Origin of the sequence: Shewanella decolorationis (genome assembly GCF_004354305.1) — a bacterium.
GTDB lineage: Bacteria > Pseudomonadota > Gammaproteobacteria > Enterobacterales > Shewanellaceae > Shewanella > Shewanella decolorationis.
This window is the reverse complement of record NZ_CP037898.1, coordinates 679,077-697,334: the sequence shown is the minus strand read 5'-3', so window position 1 is coordinate 697,334 and position 18,258 is coordinate 679,077. Positions and strand designations below refer to the sequence as shown.

Annotated in this window: 15 protein-coding genes; 7 read left to right on the top strand and 8 right to left on the bottom strand. The window is 47.6% G+C overall.

Annotated elements, in window-relative coordinates; translation table 11 throughout:
* Positions 1-49 precede the first annotated feature (49 nt).
* The 3 genes from EYR25_RS03105 (at position 50) to EYR25_RS03095 (ending at position 2,997) form a co-directional block, all read left to right on the top strand.
* Positions 50-493: a SufE family protein gene (locus tag EYR25_RS03105; RefSeq protein ID WP_133178509.1), complete on the top strand. Its 444-nt coding sequence runs from the start codon at positions 50-52 to the stop codon at positions 491-493.
* A 110-nt stretch (positions 494-603) separates the two neighbouring features.
* On the top strand, positions 604-1,767 hold the full coding sequence (locus EYR25_RS03100) for a membrane dipeptidase (protein WP_133178508.1): 1,164 nt from the start codon (positions 604-606) through the stop codon (positions 1,765-1,767).
* A 57-nt stretch (positions 1,768-1,824) separates the two neighbouring features.
* Positions 1,825-2,997, top strand: coding sequence for an AAA family ATPase (locus EYR25_RS03095; protein WP_023268472.1), 1,173 nt, complete (start codon positions 1,825-1,827; stop codon positions 2,995-2,997).
* Positions 2,998-3,021: 24 nt separating this feature from the next.
* On the opposite strand, the gene EYR25_RS03090 is transcribed toward EYR25_RS03095, so the two are convergent.
* Positions 3,022-3,345: a cupin domain-containing protein gene (locus EYR25_RS03090; RefSeq protein WP_133178507.1), complete on the bottom strand. Its 324-nt coding sequence runs from the start codon at positions 3,343-3,345 to the stop codon at positions 3,022-3,024.
* A gap of 144 nt (positions 3,346-3,489) precedes the next feature.
* On the opposite strand from EYR25_RS03090, the gene EYR25_RS03085 reads away from it, so the two are divergent.
* Positions 3,490-5,760 (top strand): toxin-antitoxin system YwqK family antitoxin, encoded by a 2,271-nt coding sequence (locus EYR25_RS03085; protein ID WP_133178506.1) that lies wholly within the window; start codon positions 3,490-3,492, stop codon positions 5,758-5,760.
* A gap of 62 nt (positions 5,761-5,822) precedes the next feature.
* Here EYR25_RS03085 and EYR25_RS03080 read toward each other — a convergent pair whose 3' ends face one another.
* Positions 5,823-6,197, bottom strand: a complete 375-nt coding sequence (locus tag EYR25_RS03080; protein ID WP_011623880.1) for a PH domain-containing protein — start codon at positions 6,195-6,197, stop codon at positions 5,823-5,825.
* 142 nt (positions 6,198-6,339) lie between these two features.
* Positions 6,340-8,256 carry a peptidase U32 family protein gene (locus EYR25_RS03075; RefSeq protein WP_023268475.1) on the bottom strand — a complete coding sequence of 639 codons (1,917 nt, stop codon included), beginning with the start codon at positions 8,254-8,256 and terminating at the stop codon, positions 6,340-6,342.
* Between the two features lie 187 nt (positions 8,257-8,443).
* Between EYR25_RS03075 and rluA the strand changes: the two genes are divergently transcribed.
* The 3 genes from rluA (at position 8,444) to EYR25_RS03060 (ending at position 13,502) form a co-directional block, all read left to right on the top strand.
* Positions 8,444-9,121, top strand: coding sequence for a bifunctional tRNA pseudouridine(32) synthase/23S rRNA pseudouridine(746) synthase RluA (gene rluA / locus EYR25_RS03070; RefSeq protein ID WP_133178505.1), 678 nt, complete (start codon positions 8,444-8,446; stop codon positions 9,119-9,121).
* Between the two features lie 95 nt (positions 9,122-9,216).
* Positions 9,217-9,678, top strand: coding sequence for a transcriptional regulator AsnC (asnC, locus tag EYR25_RS03065; RefSeq protein WP_011073571.1), 462 nt, complete (start codon positions 9,217-9,219; stop codon positions 9,676-9,678).
* A 206-nt stretch (positions 9,679-9,884) separates the two neighbouring features.
* Positions 9,885-13,502: a S8 family serine peptidase gene (locus EYR25_RS03060; protein ID WP_133178504.1), complete on the top strand. Its 3,618-nt coding sequence runs from the start codon at positions 9,885-9,887 to the stop codon at positions 13,500-13,502.
* A gap of 91 nt (positions 13,503-13,593) precedes the next feature.
* Here the strand turns inward: EYR25_RS03060 and EYR25_RS03055 are convergent, their stop codons facing one another.
* The 5 genes from EYR25_RS03055 to mpl form a co-directional block, all read right to left on the bottom strand.
* The gene (locus tag EYR25_RS03055) at positions 13,594-14,364 is read right to left on the bottom strand and encodes an ABC transporter permease (RefSeq protein ID WP_133178503.1); all 771 of its coding nucleotides are present in this window, start codon (positions 14,362-14,364) and stop codon (positions 13,594-13,596) included.
* The gene (locus tag EYR25_RS03050; RefSeq protein WP_133178502.1) at positions 14,361-15,299 is read right to left on the bottom strand and encodes an ABC transporter ATP-binding protein; all 939 of its coding nucleotides are present in this window, start codon (positions 15,297-15,299) and stop codon (positions 14,361-14,363) included. Before EYR25_RS03050 ends, EYR25_RS03055 begins: the two co-directional genes overlap by 4 nt.
* A gap of 249 nt (positions 15,300-15,548) precedes the next feature.
* Positions 15,549-16,079, bottom strand: a complete 531-nt coding sequence (gene hpt / locus EYR25_RS03045; RefSeq protein ID WP_011623888.1) for a hypoxanthine phosphoribosyltransferase — start codon at positions 16,077-16,079, stop codon at positions 15,549-15,551.
* A gap of 7 nt (positions 16,080-16,086) precedes the next feature.
* Entirely contained in the window at positions 16,087-16,746 is a 660-nt protein-coding gene (locus EYR25_RS03040) for a flavin prenyltransferase UbiX (RefSeq protein ID WP_133178501.1), read from the bottom strand.
* Position 16,747: 1 nt separating this feature from the next.
* Entirely contained in the window at positions 16,748-18,145 is a 1,398-nt protein-coding gene (mpl, locus tag EYR25_RS03035) for a UDP-N-acetylmuramate:L-alanyl-gamma-D-glutamyl-meso-diaminopimelate ligase (RefSeq protein ID WP_133178500.1), read from the bottom strand.
* Between the last annotated feature and the right edge of the window lie 113 nt (positions 18,146-18,258).

Genomic DNA, 18,258 nt, shown 5'->3' with positions numbered 1-18,258 from the left:
ATATCATTGCGCCATCAGGCTACACGCTTAAGAGGAGGACATTTTTTCTATGACATTGCCAATCATGCCCGCTGCCACCGAGTTTGATTACTCCGTTGAGGATTCATCAAGCCTGTTAGCTCGTTTTGAGCAAGCACCAAACTGGCAGGAAAGATATCGCCAAATCATGTTATTAGGAAAAACCTTACCGAGTTTAGCGGATGAATTTCGCCTTGAGGCCGCCCAAGTGAAAGGCTGCGAGAGTGATGCCTGGCTGTACCATATTGAGCAAGACGCTAAGCATTATTTTCTGGCCGATAGCGATGCGCGCATCGTCAAGGGATTAATCGGTTTACTGCTGAGTGCCTGTCACGGCAAACAGAGCGACGAGATACTCGCCTTCGACCCTTCCACCTATTTCAAACAATTAGGGCTTGAGGGCCAATTAAGTCCCTCGCGCACCAATGGCTTACATGCCTTAGCCAAGGCAATGATTGATGCGGTAAAACCCTAAATCAATCTGCGGGTTAAATCGGTAAAAGAGGGATTTAATCAAAGACTTCTACGCCTTAACAGGGTATAAAGAAGTAAAAATTAGCTTCATCTGAAGGAGAGCGCACGCCCATGAAGGCTGTTAATCAAGATCGTCGAACGCTGTTAAAAGGGATTGGCGCAGCCACGCTACTTAGCCCCTTTGCCAGTTTCTCCAGCCTTGCTGCGCCGCGCTCTCGGCGCTTATATATCGATGGTTTATCCTTTTTGCCCGATGACTTAGCCGATGTCCGCGCATCGGGGCTCGATGCCTTTTTATGTGATATCTCCGCCATCGAAACCATTGAACAAGCCGACGGCACCTTAAACTACAAGCGCACCTACAAAGCCTGCATGGAAAGCATCCAGCAAGCTGCGAAACGCGTCAGCGAACATTCAGACATTCTCCTGCAAGGCTTAACCGGACGCGATATCCAATTGGCGAGGGAGAGCAATCGCACTGCGGTTTTCTTCCAAATTCAAGGCGCGGATTGCGTTGAAGACGACAGCGAGGCTAACCAATGGGCCCGCGTTGATGAGTTTCACCACCAAGGTCTGCGAGCACTGCAGCTCACCCACCATTACGGCAATACCTTTGCGGGCGGCGCCCTCGATAACGACGTCAATGGAGGACTCAATAAACCTCTTACGGCACATGGCCGTGCACTGATTGAAAAACTCAACCATGCCAATATCTTAGTCGATGTCAGTCACTCAAGTGCCCAAACCGCGTTAGATGTTGCCAAACTCAGCCGCGCGCCCATAGTCCAAAGCCATGGCGCGGCGCGCGGTATTGTCAAACATGCCCGCTGCAGCCCCGATGAAGTGATCCGCGCCATTGCCGATTCAGGCGGCGTGTTCGGGGTCTTTATGATGAGCTTTTGGCTCACCAACAAAGCCGTCCCGACCGTTGATGACTATATCCGCCAGTTAGAATATGTGGCCCGTGTCGGTGGGGTCGATTGTGTCGCCATCGCCAATGATTATCCGCTCAGAGGCCAAGAAAATCTGTTAGCCCTGAATAACGACAATGCCCAGGGCGTGAAGGAATATCAAGAATGGTGGTACAGCCTAAGGGCTAAAAAAGTGTTAGGGTTTGATGCGGAGCCAAGGCATGTGGTCATTCCCGAGCTAAACCATATCGAGCGTATGAGCCGTATCGACGATGCATTAGCTAAGGCCCGCTTTAAGTCGACCGATCGCGACCGCTTTATGGGCGGTAACTGGCAAAGAGTGCTCAATCAGGTACTCATCTAAGCGCGCTAACAACGTCATGGTTGAATTGCGAATAATCACACGAATAAATGGACCGTCATGCTGACCACCCTAGCCATCTCTAACTATCGCACCTTAAGGGAGATAGTCTTACCCCTTGGACGCCTGAACCTAGTGACTGGCGCTAACGGGAGTGGCAAATCTAATTTATACAAAGCATTACGTCTATTGGCGCAAACGGCGCAGGGTGGCGTAGTCAATGCTTTGGCGCAGGAAGGCGGCTTAGACTCCTGTTTTTGGGCAGGACCAGAAAATCTCACCAAGGGCATGTTAGCGGGCGACACGCCAATTGAAGCGACGGTCAGACAAGCGCCCAAACGCCTCAAACTCGGATTTGCGGGCGAAGATTTTAGTTACCTGATTGAACTTGGCCTCCCCAAACCGGACTCCACCACCCTATTTGGCTTAGATCCGCAAATTAAACGCGAGGCGATTTGGAATGGCCCCAAATATCGCCCCGCCAGCGTGTTGGTGGAGCGGCGCGGCCCTATGGTGAAGAGTCGTAGCCCTGAGGGACAAGGTTGGCTCACCTTGAGCGCCCATCTGCAAAGCGGTGACAGTATTTTTACCGAACTTGCCGATCCTGAGCGTAGCCCTGAAGTGTTAACGCTAAGGGATAGCATTCGCGCCTGGCGTTTTTACGATCATTTTCGAACCGATGCCGAAGCGGCAGCGCGTCGTCCGCAGCTCGGGACAGCCACGCCCGTATTGCACCATGACGGTCGAGATCTCCCCTCTGCCATACAAACTATTTTTGAGATTGGCGATAAAGCGGCATTCGATCATGCGGTGACCGATGCTTTCCCGGGGGCCAAGGTGCGTATCACGCCCCAAGCGGGCGGGATACTCCAACTCGAATTCCACCAGCAAGGCTTATTAAGGCCGCTGCATGCCAGTGAACTCTCCGACGGTACCCTGAGGTATTTACTGCTTATCGCGGCATTGCTCACCCCAAGACCACCCGAGCTAATGGTATTAAATGAGCCAGAAACCAGCCTGCACCCCGATTTATTGCCCGCTTTAGCTCGGCTTATCGCTAAGGCTTCCGAGGGTTGTCAGCTTTGGGTCGTGTCCCACGCTAACCGCTTGATTAATGCCTTGAGTCAGTTTGAGCATTGCAATACCTTGGCACTCGATAAAAATCTAGGGCAAACCCAAATTGTGGGGCAGGATTTACTCAATACGCCGAGCTGGCAATGGCAACTCAAATAGCCGTAGATATATAGAATCTCTGCATCATTCAGCATCGTAAAATACTGCCAGCCATAGGGTTTCCCCCTCTGAACTGGTCGACGCGACTCTGTGCTTTTGATGCGGCGCTAGGGTGAGATAATCCCCAGGTGTTAGGGTAACTATCAGAGCATCTTCAAATTCGAGCTGTGCCTCCCCTTTAAGCAACATCACCCATTCATATTGTGTTTGATCGTACCACTCCCCCGCTGGCGTCGAATGACCTTGCGAGATAATGCGCTCTATCTTCACCTTGCCGTTGCCAGCAAGGGTTTCGAACACTTCTTGTGATAAATCATCGGGGAGTGAGTGATAAAAATTTTGTAGCATCTTGAATCCTTATCATGGCTCGAGAGCAAGATAATCTATTGAGAAACCAAAGTATAAACCGTTATCATAGGCGCTCTTAGGGCTAAGAGCCTTATGAGATGACAAAAAGATCGTTGTATCATATGGATATGGAGAAGTTGACCTATGTCGTTGTTTCGCGCATTTAAAACTAAGTTATTTAATGCCAAGAAAAATAGCTGCGCCCATCAAGACATACCTTTTCAAACCTCTCCCAATCCCGCTCCATTCCCTTCCAGTACGTTCAAGCCCTATTTTAGTCTTGCCATTCAAGCGACTCCGGCGCAAGCCACTCATTCAGAAACCCATGAAGAGTTTACCCGCCACTACTTCGACAACCCGCAAACGATCGAGCTACTCGGTTGGGAGCGAGAGCATGAATCCTGTACCTTCCACGAGACCCAATTTGACCGCATAGAGAGACACGGCCCAGTGCAAGATTTTTATCTCGGTCAGGATAAGATCTGTAGCCTAGAGCCGGATGCTGATGCGGCGACAACTCAAGCACGATGGAAAGTGGCACTGGTAAACCCGCAAGAATTAGTGATCTGCCGTTTTCATGTCGATGCCGAGCACAGAGTCCAAGGCGATATGCAGGACTTCGGCAGTCTCACGGGCAAACTGCAACGGACATTCCATCAGATTGAGACAGAGCAAGGTCAGAATCTACTCAGAATTGTCACCCAATCCCCCAACCTCACTCAGGCCGTCGATTGTAATTACTTTGGTGAGCGCAACGGCATCACTCGCCAATTCAATGCCTTAGGTGTATTGCAGTTTGAAGGACATTTTATTGAGGAACAGCAGCTCGGGCGCCAGACTTGGTATGACAATGAGGGCAAAATCAATCAAGTCGAGGAGCGCCACTCCGAGGGGATGCTACTAACCCGCTACTATAGCAATGGTGAGATAAAAGAAACCGCCGAAAAGGATAGCGAAGATAATTATATCAACCAGTTAACTCGCTATTATGAATCAGGCGCTCTGTGGCTAATACGCCCCATGCAGGCGGGAAAAATCCATGGCACCGAGCATATCTACTATGAAGATGGCACGCTGCAGGCCGAATTAAGCTATGACATGGGGGAGTTGGTTAAAGAGCTTTGGTACCATACCAACGGCAATCTGAAACAAGAAGTGCATCTCGATGCCTCGGGTAAAAGCCTCGAAACCTATTACGAAGATGGCCAACTGGCCTGGCGAGAACACCTCAATCCACAGGGGTTAAATTGCGGTTTACGTCAGGAATGGCACCCCAATGGCGTGCTGGCAAGCCAACTCAATTTTGTTGATGGCCTTGCCCATGGTAACAGCGAGAAATGGTATCGGAACGGACAGCTTGAACAATGCATCCCCTTTGAAAATGGCCATGAGCAGGGTCTTGCCACTTGGTACCATGAAAATGGTCAACTCTCCCTTGAGATCTATCTTGAAAAGGGCTTAAGAGAAGGCCTTTTCCGCAGTTATTATGAAAGCGGCGTATTGTCAGCCGAAGGCCAATATCAGCGTAACCTCTCCATCGCGCCCTTTATCGAATACTATGAAAACCAGCAAATTCAAATGTATCTGCCCCACACTCAAGGTAATCGCGATGGCACTGCTCGCTGGTTTTATGAAGACGGTACCATCAAGACAATTGCTGAATATGTTGTCCGTGATGGCCAAGGTTACCTCAAGGAACGATCCTCCTATAACAAGCAAGGTGTTCTCGAATCCTTTGAGAGCCACTCCAACACCCGTTGCGGCTACCATCTTGAGGATAATCAACGGGAATATTATCAAACGGGTCACCCTGATACTCGCATCGAATACTATGAGGATGGGGCTATCCGTTGGCTGCTCACTCGCCTAGACGAGAACCTATTCAGCTCAAAAGCCTTTTCAAAACAAGGCGAATTGCTCGAGTCTGGCTTTGTAAAAGTGATAGAAAACGATTATCAGGATGTCGGCCACTGGCAACGTTTTACACCGCAAGGCCAGTTACAACGCGAAGCCTGGCTCAGCGACGATGGTAAGCTCAATGAAACCCGCCACTATTTTGATTTAGCCGAGCAGGAACCGACGATGGCAGCGGAAACCAAGCTCAATGACAATAAGCTTATTGTCGAGGCAACGGCTAGGGCCAATGATACTAAGGAGCCTCAAACGTCGGCGCCAATCCTTAGTTACCATTTAATATTCGACCCAGATAGCCAACTCTATGCCATGAAACGCTATCATCCGAATCGTCAAATCGCCGAAGAAGGCAACTTACTTTTTCAGGGGCAAGAACACTTTTGGGTGGGGATCCACAATAAGTACGATAAACAAGGCCGGCTCGAATTATCCGAAACCTATACTATGAATGGTGAACCGATAGAACAGTCCAACGGTTCAAACCATAGAGTCTTGAATTGATTGAATATCAGCAGGTCAATTCGGCGACGACCTGCTGATAACTCAATCGCAAAAGTGAGTAATTAGAGCGCAAACGTCGCTATGGTCTTTTGGATCCCAACGACATCGGTGCCTCGTTTGAGCTCTTTGACCAGAGGATCACTTTGGCCAGAGATCCAGATCCTAAGCTCGGCATCCATATCGAAATGGCCTGTGGTTTCCACTTCAAAATGGGTAATGGATTTATAGGGGACTGAATGATAGCTGGTTTTCTTGCCCGTTAGTCCTTGCTTATCGATTAAGATCAAGCGTTTGTTGGTAAATACAAACAGATCGCGGATCACTTTATAGGCCAGTTTTAATTCTTCTTGAATGCCCATAATTGGGCGCAGCTCTTCGGCCAGTTCCTGTAAATCGACCTCTGACGCATTCCCCAGTAACCCATCTAACAATCCCATGCTGACATCCTTTATTATTGAAACTTTTCAATAAAATATCTTGTAGTTAACCAAGTGGCAACAAAGAGAGCTGTGACAGCCTTAAAAACAAAAAGGGAGCATTGAATACTCAACGCTCCCTTGATAACCATTCAAGCCTAAATTAAACGGCTTTTTGACCACGAACCTGACGATTTTCACCAACGACCATCATCTCGCATTTTGGACAGTCGAACACCAACTTCAATACATCATTACCAATCTCAAGCACCATAGGATCGGCCTTAATGCCTGGCACTTCCTTAGGACACAGATTGAAGTTAAATCGCAGGCAATGCTTAGTGATCATTAACGGCACATCTTCGGTCACACCGTTTTTCTCGTAGGTGTCCTGAATTTCAATCACGCCATGGCGTTGATAAAACTCTTTGGCCTTTTCGTTTGCCACGTTACCTAAGTAACTTAAGTGCTTGAAGGGATACACGGCATCTTGGTTATATTTCCAAGGTTTGGGACGCTGGTAGCCTTCCACTCGGGCAAGTTCTAATGCCGCTACCGCATCACGGCGCAGGCCGTTGAGCGTTGATGCTGGCAGGAACCAAGGCTGAGCGGTTTCGATACGAATCTGGCGCGCCGTAAAATCGGTGCTGCCCAGTTTCGACAATTGAGTACGGATAGTCTGCAAGGTTTTTTCAGCGTCGGTGGCGGGCGTCTTTTCGACTTCCAATTCAACTGTTGCACTCAGGCCGTACACATCCGTCATCGTTAACGCCACACCCGTAGCGGTATCAGTTAAACGCATATCGACGCCAATAATACGTTTAGCTGACTCCTTGGAAAGTAAAGTCTCGAAGGCTTGGTTATGGTTACGATACAGCGTCATACCAACACGCAGATCGCGCGGCACCTGCAATACATGCAGCTTATGGCCTTCTGCGCGGTTTACCCGTAAACCTTGCAATTTATCATCGGACTGTTTTGCCATCGCATAGTTAGGCGGGAAATACGCTAAACCATCACCGTTATTAAATTCGTGGGTTGAACTGACTTGAATAAAGTCTTTGCCGATGGCGACCACTTTACCCACATCTTGGCCGATATATTTTGGCGAGCGGAAGTCTTTAATCCCTTGGCTGCGCTCATGGACAAAGTAGTCGGTACTACCACGGTTAAAGGTTTTTTCTGGATCTGGGGTAAAAGTATGCTCAGTACGGCCATGGGATGACGCCACAAATTCAGGGCGGCGCGCCATAATGGCATCGAGCTTTTGGCGATAATGGGCGGTTACGTTTTTAACGTAACTTAAGTCTTTCAAACGTCCCTCAATTTTAAAGGAGCGCACGCCGGCATCAATCAAGGCTTCGAGGTTATCGGTTTGGTTATTGTCTTTTAATGAGAGTAAATGCTCGTTTTGCGCCAACACATCCCCTTGACGGGTCTTAAGATTGCCCGGCAAACGACACATTTGCGAACATTCACCGCGGTTCGCACTGCGGTTACTGAAAGCATGACTTAAGTTACATAATCCACTGTAGGCCACACACAGGGCGCCGTGAATAAAGAACTCAATCTGCATATTGGTATGAGCCGCAACCTCACGGATTTGGCTTAAGCCTAACTCGCGTGCCAATACCACTTGTGAGAATCCCACTTGCTCCAAAAAGGCGACCTTCTCGGGATTACGGTTATCCATTTGGGTGCTGGCGTGCAGCGCAATCGGCGGCAGGTTAAGCTGTAAAACCCCCATGTCCTGCACAATCAGTGCATCGGCGCCAGCGTTATACACATCCCAAATGAGTTTTTCTGCGGTTTCGAGCTCATCATCCATCAAAATGGTATTTAGGGCCACAAACACCTGAGCATGGTACTTATGAGCAAAAGTACACAGGCGCGCGATATCCTCCACACTGTTACCTGCCGTCGCACGCGCCCCAAATGCAGGACCTCCGATATAAACCGCATCGGCACCATGGCGAATGGCTTCAATACCATAATCGGCATTTTTTGCGGGCGCCAATAACTCTAAGCGGTTATTAACGTGAGAAAGTGTCTCAGGTGTGTAAATCTCTGGCTGGCTCATACTTCACAGGCTCAAAATGAACAATAACGAAAAAGGTGACGAGTATAACAAAAACTCAAATCTAGCTCTATCTGCAAATCATTCTTCGCTGGATTAAAGCTGGGCGAGATAAGTAGGAGAGACAACAAACTTGCGCCCCAGAGCCGAGCAGAGTATCTTTGCCGCGCATTGTTTAATAGGCGCGATTATGACTGATTTTATATACCAACCACCGACAACTCCCTGGCTCGATGTGCTTTATCAAGATAAAGACATAATCGTGGTCAACAAGCCTTCGGGATTATTGTCCGTGCCCGGTCGCGATCCCGCCCATTACGACAGTGTGTATGCCCGAGTCAAAGCCGAGCATCCCCATTGCCAAATCGTCCATCGCCTCGATATGGCGACCTCGGGTGTCATGGTGGTTGCGCTCATTCGTAGCGCCGAGCGCGAGCTAAAACGCCAATTTCACGATAGAGAAACCAGCAAAACCTATCTCGCCAGAGTCGCGGGACACGTTAAAAATGCGACGGGTAGTGTGGATTATCCGCTGATCTGCGACTGGCCCAATCGCCCAAAACAGAAGGTTGACCACGCCATTGGCAAGCCATCATTGACTCATTTTGAAGTTTTAAGCCGCGCCAAACGCTCTACTCTGGTAAAGCTTAAGCCGATTACAGGGCGCTCACACCAACTCAGGGTACATATGATGGCGCTGGGGCATCCGATCCTCGGCGACGGTTTTTATGCCGATCCTTTAGCAAAATCCCTAGCACCGCGATTATTACTCCACGCCGCAGAGCTCACCATTAAACACCCGTACACAGGTGAGAGCATGACGTTCAGTGCCGATGCTCCCTTTTGTGAGCCAGAAGGTGAGCAATGATCACTAAACACAATAAAAACACCTAAAAGCAGTAGCCATTCACCATAAAAGAACGTAACTTTATGACAATTCATTATGTTATAGAGAGTTTATTTATGGAAACCGCATTTCAGCGCGATCAGCTTGATAACCATATCCTCGAAGCCTTAATGCAAGACGCACGCACCCCGTTTGCCGAGCTTGCCAAACGTTTCGGCGTGAGTGCGGGGACTATCCATGTGCGTGTCGAGAAAATGAAACAAGCGGGGATTATCACGGGTGCCCAGATCACCATCAATCCCAAGGCTCTCGGGTACGATGTCTGCTGTTTTATCGGAATTAATCTCAAAAGTGCCGGCGACTACCCCGCCGCCATCGCCAAGCTAAACGCATTAGAAGAAGTGGTAGAAGCCTACTACACCACAGGCAACTATAGCATTTTTGTCAAAGTCATGTGCCAATCCATTGATGGCCTGCAACACGTGCTAATTAACCGCATCCAATCCATCGACGAAATTCAATCAACTGAAACCCTAATCAGCCTGCAAAACCCGATTACGCGGGCGGTAAAGCCTTAATTAACTCGAGAAGATAAAGCCCAATAAACAGAACGGCATATCGCAAAAGTATGACTTAAGTCTTTTTTACTTCAAAAGTGTTAACCGTACGATATTTTTGTGTTACAACTTCATTGTTAGCCATAAAATGCGCAGCATAACTATAACAATTTAGCTACAAGTGTCTTTTCCCGCACTAAAAGCATTAATTGACAAGGAATGAAGTTGTGAAGACAAAACTATCTATCGCTATCTCCGCGGCACTATTATCAAGTGCAGCAGTCGCAGGCACACCAGCTCAGTACAATACAACCAACCAAACAACTGATAAATATGCAGGTTTAAGCGTTACCAAAAATGATAGCAACGAGCAAAAGCAAGCTGTAGCTTGGATGGTAAAACTAAAGTCACCTTCTCTTGCAGAACAAAGCCAATCAAAGGGATTTAATCGACAGTTGGTCATGAGCCAAATTGAAAGCTCTCAAACCAAAGTCAAAAATGCAATTAACAGCATGGATGCTGATTTAAAAATCGTTGCAACAACATCAAAATTAGTAAACTCGATTGTTGTGGAAGGTAATCATAAGCAAATTGCATCCCTACTTAACAACGCTGAAGTAGCTGCTATTCTGCCAATCTATGACTACAAATTAGATGTTGCCGCAAGCGCTGAATACATCAAAGCCAAAGCAGTGATTGATGCAGGTATCGCCTCAGGTAAAGGTCAACGAGTTGCCGTACTCGATACAGGTGTTGACTACACTCATAAAGCACTTGGTGGTTCAGGCCTAGTGGCTGACTATCAAGCTGCAGTTGCTGCCAAAAGCGAAATGCCAAACTGGCCACAAGGCAAAGTGATTGGAGGTTGGGACTTTGTAAATAATGATCCAAACCCAATTGATGTTACAACCAATCATGGTACGCATGTAAGCCATTCAGTTGTTGGAACAGCTCCAGATGTTGAGCTGCTAGTATATTCAGTATGTAACTCTGGCTGTTCTGGTATCGCTCAATTAAACGCGCTTGAAGCCTCTATGGATCCAAACGGTGATGGAGACATCAGCGATCGCGTCGACACTGTTAACATGTCGTTAGGCGGTGATTTTGGTGATGTTGAGGATGGCGCCGTTCAAGCCATGATCAATGAAATGGTCAAACTAGGTGTAAACCTTGTGATCTCAGCTGGTAACGATGGTCCAACACCTTTCGTTGTTGGCGGCCCAAGTACAACAAACAGTGCACTTTCTGTTGGTGCAATGACTCACCCAACAACCAAAGTTGGTAAAGTGGAAGCATCCATTGCGGGTAATACAGTCACAGCAATTGGTGCCGGATTTAACAAATCTAATGCCTATAGCTTTACAAATACCGTTGCACCAATTGTTTATCCTGCCGCCAATAAAAATGGCTGTGTGGCTTATACTGAAGATTTAACAGGCAAAACAGTGCTAATTGACCGCGGAACCTGTGGATTCGTAGTTAAAGTGCTGAATGCTCAGTTAAAAGGAGCGTCATTTGTTATTGTTGCCAACAACGCAGCCAATGCTGGTGCAATTGTTATGGGCGGAACTGATGACAATATCACCATCCCATCAGTGATGGTTTCTAAAGAGGATGGTGATGCAATTAAAGCTGCACTCGCATCTGGAGATATTCCATTTAGTATTACATCAACAGAAGTCACTACCGCAGGTGCCATTGCGACCTTTACGTCGAGAGGGCCATCAATCGGCGGAACGTTAAAGCCAGAAATTACCGCACCCGGCACTGATATCCTCACTGCACACCCAGGATTAGGTGAAGGGTTAACACCGATCAGCGGCACATCATTCTCTAGCCCAATTACCGCAGGTGCCGTCAGTATTATTCGTGAAGCATTACCGCATCGCAATGCGTTTGAGGTTAAAGCAACGATAATGAACGCGGCAAACCTTGACGTAACGCTGGAACCTAAAGAAATCAACCCAGATACAGAGCTTGCACCTATCAGCTATATCGGTTCAGGTTTAGTTGACGTAGAAAAAGCCGTTAATCTTCCTGTGGCTGCTTGGAACAAAGATACCAAGCAAGCAGCATTAGCATTTGGTTTATTGGCACTTAACAAAACTACATCAATCACAAAAACCGTTACAGTTAAAAACTTCTCTACGGCTGAAAAAACGTATACGTTAAAAGTCGAACAACGTTTCCAAAACGATATCGACTCTGGTGCCTTAAGCTTTGCGTTACCTGCTAGCATCACAATCCCAGCCGGACAAACCGTTGATTTTGATGTTACTGCGACAATTGATCCGACTAAGTTACCAGAATGGACTCTAACCTCATCATATGAGCTTGACGGAACAGCTGCAGATGCATCAGCAGCCCTGACGCTATCAGAATATGATGGTGCTATTGAGTTCATGGATGGTGAATCAAAAGCACTCCACTTGGTATACCACGTGTTACCTAAAGCAGCGGCGGCAATTTCAGTCGAAACTGAAGTCACTGAAGACGGCTTAGTTCGTACACTAACCAACGTTGGTGCAACCTCAATCACCGATCCATTTACAGCTCCATTGATCGCAACAAGCCCTGTCGACGAATCTAAACGCCATGACTTGTTAAATGCATCAAGTGAACTGTTGCTTAGTAGCTCATGTGATACTGGCATTGCCATCTATAACACCTTACAAATGCGCGATCCTATCGTTCATGCGTTAGTGGCCAGTTATGACGTAGACTATGACCTAAACAATGACGGTGTTTGGGACTATACAGCAGCAACCGCAAACCTAAACTGGTTTAATGATGCCTATCCAAGATCCATCTATGGTTTAGTGGCTAAATACGGCACCTCATCAGGGACTTTAGAACCTGTTTTCCACGTTACAGGTAATGATTTCCTAACCAGCAAAGTGTGTTTTGAAGACATTGGTTTAACTGAAGCAGACTTAGGTAAAACCATTAAAGTTCGCTACCGTGTCGAAGACAGTGATTGGGCTCCGACACCTTCTGGTGATGAAGATAGTGTTGTTGCATCGCTTGTTCTGGATGGATCAGGTACATCGGCAATGCTAGTTGATGCTGATGGCAAAGAAATCACGGAGCTCAAACCAGGTGAAAGTGCGATTTTAGAAGCGCAAGTTGGTGATAACGCTAAAGGCTTTATGTTCCTGTCGGACTCAGGCTCCATGTCTGTTGTGGCCAATACTACTGATGAAGGCAACTCAGCCCCAACCGTAGCAAACGTCACCCTATCAGTGAATAAAGGCACTGCCGGCGGCACTGTATTAGGACAGATTGAAGCCACAGATCCAGATATGCTGACCAGTCCGTTCTCTGAGTTTGTAACAACTAACTCTAACAGCAGTATGGTACTCGTTGAGAAAGATGGAACTGTTCGTCTAAGTGACGATGCTGTGATTAATCAACAAAGTAAAACCATGGAAGTTGAAGTTATTGCTCTAGATACGATGGGAAATGCCTCTGCACCAGCCAAAGTGACAGTGTTGATTAATAACACTAAACCAACTGTTGCCCCGACAAACATAGTTATTACTGAGAATACAGCAACTTCAATCAAGGCAAATGGCGTAGATGCCGATAATGACGTATTAACCTATAACTGGGTGCAAACAAGTGGTACGCCAGTATCGTTCACAAATGGTGGAAACCAAATTACCTTTACTACACCAAATGGACCTCAAGAGTTAACCTTCTCTGTAATTGCAACGGATGGAAAGCTTGAGAGTGACATTGGAACTGTAAAAGTGACAGTTTTAGATAACCCATCCGGCGGTGCACTGGGTTGGTTAAGTGCATTGTTATTACCTCTGGCGGCAATGCGTCGTCGTATGAAATAAGCAGTTCATCAATAATCAAAAGGGAGTCTATATGACTCCCTTTTTTATTGTGTAGATGTGTGGGATCTCGATGATATCAACGAAAACCGAATTACGAACGCAGCCCTATTCCCCGCGATATGAGGTAATACGCAACGCCCCAAAGCACTACACAAAAGCCCACCATAATGCTAATAGAAAGTGGAATGCTGATATCGGCAAAACCTAAGAAACCGTAACGGAAGACGTTGATCATATAGACCACAGGGTTCAGTGCCGACACACCTTGCCAAAAGGATGGCAGCAACGACAGAGAATAAAATACGCCACCAAGATAAGTTAATGGCGTGAGCACAAACGTCGGGATGATGCTGATATCGTCGAAACTCTTAGCAAATACCGCGTTAATTAATCCCCCTAAGGAGAACAGCACTGAGGTTAAAAATACCGTCATAACCACAAGGCCTGCATGGTGCAAGCTGATGTCGACAAAGAACATGGCGACTAGCGTGACGATTAACCCAACACATAAGCCGCGAGCGACACCGCCACCCACGTAGCCTGCGATCATCACATAGTGAGGTACGGGCGCGACCATTAACTCCTCGAGATTACGCTGAAATTTCGCGCTATAGAAAGAGCTTGCCACATTCGAATAGGAGTTAGTAATCACCGACATCATGATTAGACCTGGCGCTATAAACTCCATATAAGATACGCCACCCATATCACCAATGCGGCTACCGACTAAGTTACCAAAAATCAAAAAATACAAGGTCATAGTGATTGCTGGCGGAACTAAGGTCTGGATCCAGATACGGGTAAAACGATTGATTTCCTTAGTTAATATGCTTTTGAAGGCGATAAAATACAGCTGTTTCATGCCTTAGCTCCTTGGGTTTTCTTCACTAACTCGACGAAGAGTTCTTCTAAACGATTGGATTTGTTACGCATCGACAAAACCTCTACTTTAGCGGCGGTTAGTTGCGTAAACACATCATTGAGATTGTGATCCTTCGCCACATCCACCTCTAAGGTATGCGGATCGGTTAAACGGCACACCATACCATTGAGTGCGGGAGCGACATCGATGTCACGACGCAGGTCGAGGATAAAGGTTTCGAGATTCAGCTTACTCAGCAAGGCCTTCATGCTCGTGCACTCCACCAGCACACCCTTATCGATAATGCCGATATTGCGGCACAGCATTTCAGCTTCTTCAAGGTAGTGGGTGGTCAGAATGATAGTCACGCCCTGCTGGTTGATTTGCTTGAGGAATTCCCACATTGAGCGGCGCAGCTCAATATCGACCCCTGCCGTTGGCTCATCTAAGATCAGTAACTTAGGTTCGTGCATCAGGGCGCGCGCAATCATTAATCGCCGCTTCATCCCGCCTGACAGTGTACGAGATTGGCTGTTGCGCTTATCCCACAAATCCAGCTGGCTTAAGTATTTTTGGGCTCTCTCAAGAGCCACGGCCTTAGGCACACCATAATAACCTGCCTGATTCACGACGATTTGCAGTACCGTTTCAAACTGGTTGAAGTTAAATTCCTGTGGCACTAAACCGATGCACAACTTGGCTTCCTCAAGCTGCTTGTCGATATCAAAATCAAACACCTGCACAGAGCCTGAGGTTTTCTGCACCAAGGAGCTGATAATACCAATGGTAGTCGACTTACCCGCGCCGTTCGGGCCGAGTAGAGCAAAAAAGTCTCCCTGTTCAACGATAAGGCTAATCCCCTTTACCGCCTCAACGCCGCCTTTGTAGGTTTTTTTAAGCCCCTCGATTACGAGAGCATGGGCATGATTGGCCATAGTGCTACCTGATCCTGAAAGAATGAACAAAACAATAAGATGGTGTCGAAAACAGCAAATGCAATACGCCAAGCTGTATAAAAACGAAGTATGACTCTAGTTGATTGAATCGATAAAGATTAATTCATTAAATATAACTAATAGATCACCAAACGCGGTTAAGTGACCCCAAAAACATTTGCGTCGCCAGCTTACAGCACAAAACAAAACTCCCGCCTAGGCGGGAGTTTGAGTCATAACACATCGGGCTTATTCGAGCGGTACCACTTTGGCGATATAAGGCAAATTGCGGTATTGCTCAGCATAATCGATGCCGTAACCCACAATAAACTCGTCTGGAATGGTAAAACCGATAAAGTCGACTTTAACATCCACTTCGCGGCGCTCGGGTTTATCCAAAAGAGTGCACAGGGCTAAGCTCTTTGGCTCACGCAATAACAGCATTTCGCGCACTTTGTTTAAGGTGTTACCTGAGTCAATTAAGTCTTCCACAATCAGCACGTCGCGGCCTGCGATATCCGATTGCACATCCTTCAGCACTTTCACATCCCGTGAGCTGGTCATGGCATTGCCATAGCTCGAAACCGACATAAAATCGATTTCAACATGGCCTTTAATACGGCGGCACAGATCAGCCATAAATACGACTGAACCTTTTAACAATCCCACCATCAGCAAACGCTCGCTGTTGGCATAGTGGGCATTGATTTGCTCGGCCATTTGATCCAATTTTTGGCTGATCTCTTCGGCGGAGATCATCACTTCGGTGGTGTGTTTCATATCAGTCTCAATTGTCGATGTCATTGGGGGAGTGTTTGTCATAGCCCCAGCGACTCGTTAATGCATGGTCAACGCCCAAATGATCGAGGATTCGAGCGACCATGAAGTCTACCAGATCTTCTACGGATTTGGGATTATGATAAAAGCCCGGCGCCGCAGGCATAATAGTAACGCCTAAGCGCGATAGGGTTAGCATATGTTCTAAGTGTATGGCATTAAACGGAGTTTCACGCGGAACTAGGATCAGCTGACCGCGCTCTTTTAATACCACGTCCGCCGCCCGTTCGAGCAAATTATTGCTCATGCCGGTGGCAACAGCCGCCAGTGTCCCCGTCGAGCAAGGGCAAATCACCATTTGTTTAGGTGCGGCACTGCCCGAAGCTGGCGGCGAAAACCACTCATCTTTGCCTAATACCACTAACTCGCCAGATAAGGTTATCTGCTTCTTTGTTAGCACATCGAGCAATTGTGCCTTGGCTTTATCGCTATTAGCACTGAGCTGCAGGCCATGTTCAGTGGCCAGCACCACACGTGCGGCGCTCGAGATCATTAGAAATACTTGATAGCCAGAGACCAGCAAACATTCTAATAATTTCAAGCCATAGGGTGCGCCCGAGGCTCCCGTCCAAGCTAAGCTAATGGCTTTCTCTGATTTGGCATAGGCCATATTAGTCCGCCTGCTGAACAAACTGTGGGCTAACTTCGAGCGCTGCCAACAGTTTCTTATGTAAGCCGCCAAAGCCGCCGTTACTCATCACCACGATAGTGTCACCCGCTTTTGCCGAGGCAGAGACTTTAGCCACAACATCATCAATTTGATGCAGGACAGTCACAGGGATCACCGCCGCTTCCATCGCCTCTTTCATATTCCAATCGATAGTATCGGCTTGATATAAAAAGGCTTCGTCCGCTTGCAGCATGGAATGAGCCAGTGTGTCTTTGTGCACCCCATTCTTCATCGTGTTCGACCGCGGCTCTAATACGATAGTGATTTTGCTTTGACCGACCTTAGCACGCATGCCCTTAATAGTGGTCGCAATCGCCGTTGGATGGTGAGCAAAATCATCGTATACGCTCACACCGTGAACTGTACCCAACAGCTCTAGACGACGTTTCGGCGGTACAAAGCGGGTTAATGCCGCGATAGCGGCACTCGGTTTAACCCCAACATGGCGCGCGGCCGCGATGGCCATTAGCGCGTTTTCGATATTGTGCTGACCAATCAGCGCCCATTCGAGCACACCTTGGGATTCACCGTCGAAGAAGACCTCAAACTCATGGCAATCATCACTTAAAGCCTTTGCATGCCAGCCCTTAGTCACCTCAGCAGTGTGGAAAGTCTCTTGTTCGCTCCAGCAGCCCATATCAATGGTTTGCTTAACCGCGTGGGAATCGGCAGGCCAAATCACTTTGCCCTGCCCTGGCACGGTACGGATCAGATGATGGAACTGTTTTTGGATCGCCGCTAAATCGGCAAAAATATCGGCATGGTCAAATTCGAGGTTATTAATCACCAGCGTATGGGGATGATAATGCACAAATTTAGAACGCTTATCGAAGAAGGCGCTGTCGTACTCATCGGCTTCGACCACAAAAAACGCCGACTCCCCTAAACGGGCCGACACGCCAAAGTTTTGTGGCACGCCACCAATCAAGAAACCGGGTTGATAACCACAATCCTCTAAGATCCACGCCAGCATGCTTGAGGTAGAAGTTTTTCCATGGGTGCCAGATACGGCTAACACCCAACGCTCAGGCAGAATATGATCGGCTAAAAACTGTGGTCCAGAGGTGTAAGGGATCCCAAGGTTTAATACCGCTTCGACGCAAGGATTACCTCGGCTCATGGCATTACCAATCACCACAAGATCGGGATAACTGCCCGCTTCACCTAACTGGCTTGGGTCAAAACCTTGAATGAGTTCAATACCTTGCTCTTCAAGCTGCGTACTCATCGGTGGATAGACGTTGGCATCAGAGCCTGTCACTCTGTGCCCTTTTGCCCTAGCCAAGAGTGCTAGACCACCCATGAAGGTTCCACAAATTCCTAAAATATGTACGTGCATACCGCTCGCTCTGATGTTTTTGAATTCAAGGCTATTCTAATCCATAGCACCGCAGATTGGCAGGTTAGGATCTCGGAAAAGCCACTTGTTTGGCAAAGATCCTAATAGCGAAG

What these genes read in the sequence shown, in the direction of transcription:
- EYR25_RS03090 (WP_133178507.1), bottom strand. Translation starts at nt 3,345, where the DNA reads ATGCTACAAAATTTTTATCACTCACTCCCCGATGATTTATCACAAGAA.
- EYR25_RS03050 (WP_133178502.1), bottom strand. Translation starts at nt 15,299, where the DNA reads ATGGCCAATCATGCCCATGCTCTCGTAATCGAGGGGCTTAAAAAAACC.
- EYR25_RS03055 (WP_133178503.1), bottom strand. Translation starts at nt 14,364, where the DNA reads ATGAAACAGCTGTATTTTATCGCCTTCAAAAGCATATTAACTAAGGAA.
- EYR25_RS03100 (WP_133178508.1), top strand. Translation starts at nt 604, where the DNA reads ATGAAGGCTGTTAATCAAGATCGTCGAACGCTGTTAAAAGGGATTGGC.
- mpl (WP_133178500.1), bottom strand. Translation starts at nt 18,145, where the DNA reads ATGCACGTACATATTTTAGGAATTTGTGGAACCTTCATGGGTGGTCTA.
- EYR25_RS03105 (WP_133178509.1), top strand. Translation starts at nt 50, where the DNA reads ATGACATTGCCAATCATGCCCGCTGCCACCGAGTTTGATTACTCCGTT.
- EYR25_RS03085 (WP_133178506.1), top strand. Translation starts at nt 3,490, where the DNA reads ATGTCGTTGTTTCGCGCATTTAAAACTAAGTTATTTAATGCCAAGAAA.
- EYR25_RS03075 (WP_023268475.1), bottom strand. Translation starts at nt 8,256, where the DNA reads ATGAGCCAGCCAGAGATTTACACACCTGAGACACTTTCTCACGTTAAT.
- asnC (WP_011073571.1), top strand. Translation starts at nt 9,217, where the DNA reads ATGGAAACCGCATTTCAGCGCGATCAGCTTGATAACCATATCCTCGAA.
- hpt (WP_011623888.1), bottom strand. Translation starts at nt 16,079, where the DNA reads ATGAAACACACCACCGAAGTGATGATCTCCGCCGAAGAGATCAGCCAA.
- EYR25_RS03080 (WP_011623880.1), bottom strand. Translation starts at nt 6,197, where the DNA reads ATGGGATTGTTAGATGGGTTACTGGGGAATGCGTCAGAGGTCGATTTA.
- rluA (WP_133178505.1), top strand. Translation starts at nt 8,444, where the DNA reads ATGACTGATTTTATATACCAACCACCGACAACTCCCTGGCTCGATGTG.
- EYR25_RS03040 (WP_133178501.1), bottom strand. Translation starts at nt 16,746, where the DNA reads ATGGCCTATGCCAAATCAGAGAAAGCCATTAGCTTAGCTTGGACGGGA.
- EYR25_RS03095 (WP_023268472.1), top strand. Translation starts at nt 1,825, where the DNA reads ATGCTGACCACCCTAGCCATCTCTAACTATCGCACCTTAAGGGAGATA.